6 protein-coding genes and 1 pseudogene are annotated in these 3,874 nt (G+C 57.4%); 1 reads left to right on the forward strand and 6 read right to left on the reverse strand.

Annotation, left to right across the window (positions count from 1 at the left end; translation table 11 throughout):
- Both rplL and rplJ read right to left on the reverse strand, forming a co-directional pair.
- Positions 1-342: pseudogene (rplL, locus tag BF99_RS21625) on the reverse strand (50S ribosomal protein L7/L12); the annotation flags it as partial.
- 70 nt (positions 343-412) lie between these two features.
- Positions 413-934 carry a 50S ribosomal protein L10 gene (rplJ, locus tag BF99_RS0119710; protein ID WP_025772638.1) on the reverse strand — a complete coding sequence of 174 codons (522 nt, stop codon included), beginning with the start codon at positions 932-934 and terminating at the stop codon, positions 413-415.
- A 77-nt stretch (positions 935-1,011) separates the two neighbouring features.
- On the opposite strand from rplJ, the gene BF99_RS23590 reads away from it, so the two are divergent.
- Positions 1,012-1,161, forward strand: a complete 150-nt coding sequence (locus tag BF99_RS23590; protein WP_197019240.1) for a hypothetical protein — start codon at positions 1,012-1,014, stop codon at positions 1,159-1,161.
- Positions 1,162-1,364: 203 nt separating this feature from the next.
- On the opposite strand, the gene rplA is transcribed toward BF99_RS23590, so the two are convergent.
- From rplA to secE, 4 genes are all read right to left on the reverse strand, one after another.
- A complete protein-coding gene (gene rplA, locus BF99_RS0119720; protein WP_025772640.1) occupies positions 1,365-2,060 on the reverse strand; it encodes a 50S ribosomal protein L1 in 696 nt (231 codons plus the stop codon).
- Position 2,061: 1 nt separating this feature from the next.
- Complete coding sequence (gene rplK, locus BF99_RS0119725; RefSeq protein WP_025772641.1) at positions 2,062-2,496, reverse strand: 50S ribosomal protein L11; 435 nt, start codon at positions 2,494-2,496, stop codon at positions 2,062-2,064.
- 242 nt (positions 2,497-2,738) lie between these two features.
- A complete protein-coding gene (nusG, locus tag BF99_RS0119735; protein WP_025772642.1) occupies positions 2,739-3,314 on the reverse strand; it encodes a transcription termination/antitermination protein NusG in 576 nt (191 codons plus the stop codon).
- A 3-nt stretch (positions 3,315-3,317) separates the two neighbouring features.
- Entirely contained in the window at positions 3,318-3,701 is a 384-nt protein-coding gene (gene secE / locus BF99_RS0119740) for a preprotein translocase subunit SecE (protein WP_025772643.1), read from the reverse strand.
- Between the last annotated feature and the right edge of the window lie 173 nt (positions 3,702-3,874).

The raw sequence follows: 3,874 nt of genomic DNA on the forward strand, positions 1-3,874 counted from the left end.
CCTCCAGCTGCTTCTTGATATCTTCCGCCTCTTCTTTGGCGATCCCTTCCTTGATATTGCGACGAGTTCCTTGGCCTCTTTGAGGCCCAAGCCGGTGATGGCGCGGACGACCTTGATCACTCCCACCTTCTGATCGCCGAAAGCGCTCATGACCACGTCGAACTCGCTTTGCTCGGCGGCCTCGGCTTCGCCCGCAGCGGCCACCGCCGCGCCCGCCGGAGCGGCGGCCACCGCGGCCGCGGAGACTCCCCATTTTTCTTCCATTTCCTTGACGAGACCGATAATCTCGATCAGGGATTTATTCTCCAGAGTTTCGATAATCTCTGCATTGGAAAGCGACATGTCGATCGACTCCTCACAATTCGGATGATGGGACCTAAGATGATGGGATTTCGCCGAGCGCTCGGGTTGATCAGCCTTCGGCTTGTTTTTGGCGCATTGCATCGACAGTGCGCACGACTTGGGCCGGAGGCTCGGCAAGGGTACGAACGAAGGCGGAAACCGGTGCCGTGAGCAGGCCGAGAAAACGCCCCAACAGCTCTTCTCGAGTGGGAAGACTGGCAAGGCTTTCGATATCCGATGCATCGATGATCGTGCCGTCGAAGGCCGCGAAACGGATGATCAACTTATCGTTTTCCTTGGCACAGTCACGTACCACCCGGGCGGCAGCGGCGGGTTCGTCTTGGGAAAAAGCCAATACCAAGGGGCCGACGAGTCGATCGCTCATGCATTCGAAATCCGTGCCCTCGATCGCCCGCCTGGCCAAGGTATTGCGCACCACCCGCAGGTAGACGCGCGATTGCTTGGCCTTCTCACGCAGGCTCGTCATCTGGGCGACGCTCGAGCCTCGATAGTCGGCGGCAACCACCGAATGCGCACTCTTGGCGATTTCCGCAACTTCCTCGACCACCGCCTTTTTTTGCATCAGGGACAAAGCCACGTCACAACCCTCCTTGATACCGCTAACGACCGCTTCGCTCGATTCACGTTCTTGGCAAGACCAAGTTGGCCTTGATCAAGAACACTCGCACGGTGGCCGAAAAAATCCCGGGCCATCCGTCTGCGCAGGTCAGGGGGTTCGAAGAGACGAAAGCCGACGGCACCTTGCATGCTCGTTTCCATCGGGCTTTGAAGATTCGCTTCGATACCGCCTCTATTTGAGGAAAAAATCCACCTGCGGTCTTTGACGTCCGTCCGATGCGAAGGACGATGACCTTGTACGTCCCCTCATCCGACTGACCAAAGTCGATTCACTCGTTGCCATCCCGGCTATGCCATCCAATTCGGCAAGAAGCCCTCTTCTCTAAGCCGCTTATTACGCCTGCACGAGTCTTTCGCCGCTCATCACTCGTCGATTTGGCGATTCAAAGCCCCAAACTGCTCTTTTCGATCCCGACGCCGGGACCCATCGTGGTCGAAAGGGTCACCTTCTTCATGTAGATCCCCTTTGCGCTGCTTGGCTTGATCCGATTCAAATCGCTTAGCAGAGCATCGAGGTTTTGCCTCAACGCCCCGACTTCGAAACCGACCTTGCCGATGCTGCAGTGGATGATCCCCGCGCGATCGGTACGGTATTGCACCTGTCCCGCTTTTGCATTGCGCACCGCACCGGCGACATCGGGAGTCACCGTGCCCACCTTGGGGTTGGGCATCAATCCTCTGGGGCCCAGCACTCGTCCTAGCTTGCCCACGACGCGCATCGCATCGGGGGCGGCGACCACGACATCGAAATCCATATTCCCGGCCTCCACCTGCTCGGCCAAGTCTTCCATCCCCACGAGATCGGCCCCCGCCTCGCGGGCGGCATCGGCGGCCGCTCCTTGGGCGAAAACCGCAACCCGAGCGGTCTTTCCGGTGCCGTTGGGCATCACCACCGATCCGCGAACGACCTGATCGGACTTCCTCGGATCGACCCCGAGATTGACGCTGACATCGACGGATTCGGGAAAACGAGCCGGGGGGAAGCCTTTGAGCATATTCAAAGCCTCCTCGACCGGATAGAGTTTTTCCGAATCGACCTTTTCGGCTACCTCCCGATAGCGCTTGGATCGCTTTGCCATCTTAGGATGTCTCCTCCAATTCGATACCCATGCTGCGCGCGCTACCGGCAATGATGCTGATCGCGGCATCGATATCGTCGGTATTCAGATCCGGCATTTTCTGGCGGGCGATATCCTCGATCTGCGAACGGGAAACCTTGCCCACTTTTTTGGTATGCGGAACGCTGCTGCCCTTTTCGATCCCCGCCGCCTTGCGCAACAAGACCGAGGCCGGAGGGGTTTTGGTGACGAAGGTGAAGGTGCGATCCTGATAGGCCGTAATCACGCAAGGCGTGGGCAGACCCGGCTCCAAATTTTGGGTCTGGGCATTGAACGCCTTGCAGAACTCCATGATATTCAGGCCGTGCTGACCCAACGCCGGACCCACCGGCGGACTGGGATTCGCCTGCCCCGCCGGGACTTGGAGCTTGATATAGGCTTCGACCTTTCTGGCCACTTCGATCTCCTTAGGATCTTGAAACAGCGCCTTCGATGGTTTCGCTTAGGACGAACAACGAAAGAAGCGCTGATTTCCCCTTGAAAAAATGCGAGATTGTCGCGAAAAACCGGCCGGGTTCGAAAAAAGCGGGTCTTCGAGCGCGTATTTCGCCTTTTATCCGTTCGCCATCGATCATCCTTTATCGGACGGTATCGACGGGGACGAATTTTTCAAACGAGCACGCTTCGTTCGACCGACTCTCAATCCTTGACGACATCTCCGAAATCGACATCGACCGGGGTCGGTCGGCCGAAGATATGCACCGTCACCCGCAAGCGGCTCTTCTCGTAGCTGACTTCCTCGACCACCCCGTTGAATTCCTTGAACGGACCTTCGATGACCCGCACCGTTTCGCCCGGCTCGAATAGCACCTTCGGGCGAGGCTTGTCGTCCCCTTCTTGCTGGCGCAGCCGAATTCGATTGATCTCATCGTCGGGGATGGGAGTCGGAAGGTCATCACCGTCGAGCTTGCCGTCTTTGCGTCGCCCCAAGAATTCGATCACCTTCGGAACATCCTTGACCAACCGGCAAGTCTCTTGATCCGCCTCCATCTCGACCAACACATAGCCGGGGTAGATCTTGCGCTCGCTGCTGTATTTCTTGCCGTTCCTCATTTCCTCGATTTTCTCGGTCGGCAACCATACTTCGCCGAATCTCGTGCGAAGCGCATCGCTGGTGCGAATTCGCTCTTCGAGAAATTCCTTGACCCGCTTCTCGGCGGAGGTATGGGTCTGGACCGCATACCAGCGCTTGACCGGCCTTTCATCTTCGAGCATGGTTCAAGATCCCGTGCCGAGCAAGAGTTTGACCGACCATGCAAAAAAACTATCGAGACCCCATAAGATGAGGGCCACCGCGGTAACCATGGCAAGAATGATCATCGTGGTCTGGACGGTTTCCTTGCGATTCGGCCACACCACCTTGCGCAGTTCCGTGCGCGCATCCATGACGAAATACCATGCGGAACGACCGCTTTCGGTCTGCACCGCAACGAGCACCGCCAACGCAACGAGCACCAACAATCCGATGACCCGCAAAAGCAGCGACTCCTCGGACCAATAGTAAAAACCGGCGATTCCGCCGACGATCAAGGCGACGGCAATCAGCCACTTGATCCGGTCGGAAGCCGGAGATGGAGAATCCGTTTGAAGGTTGGCACTCATCGGATGACTCGCTCTTTGCTTTGCTCTCGAAGTCTTTGTCGATTCGGGATCATGCGAATCTTTTTGATCGAACACGATGGATCAGGGCCTTCATGCAGCCCCTCCTCGCGCACCTTCCCGATCGGCGAAATTTGGCAGGCCAGGAGGGAATCGAACCCCCAACCTGCGGTTTT

Source organism: Thioalkalivibrio sp. HK1 (assembly GCA_000583135.1).
Classification (GTDB): Bacteria; Pseudomonadota; Gammaproteobacteria; order HK1; family HK1; genus HK1.

Excerpts from the sequence above, each read along its gene's own strand:
- rplA (WP_025772640.1), bottom strand. The coding sequence starts at position 2,060 with ATGGCAAAGCGATCCAAGCGCTATCGGGAGGTAGCCGAAAAGGTCGAT.
- nusG (WP_025772642.1), bottom strand. The coding sequence starts at position 3,314 with ATGCTCGAAGATGAAAGGCCGGTCAAGCGCTGGTATGCGGTCCAGACC.
- secE (WP_025772643.1), bottom strand. The coding sequence starts at position 3,701 with ATGAGTGCCAACCTTCAAACGGATTCTCCATCTCCGGCTTCCGACCGG.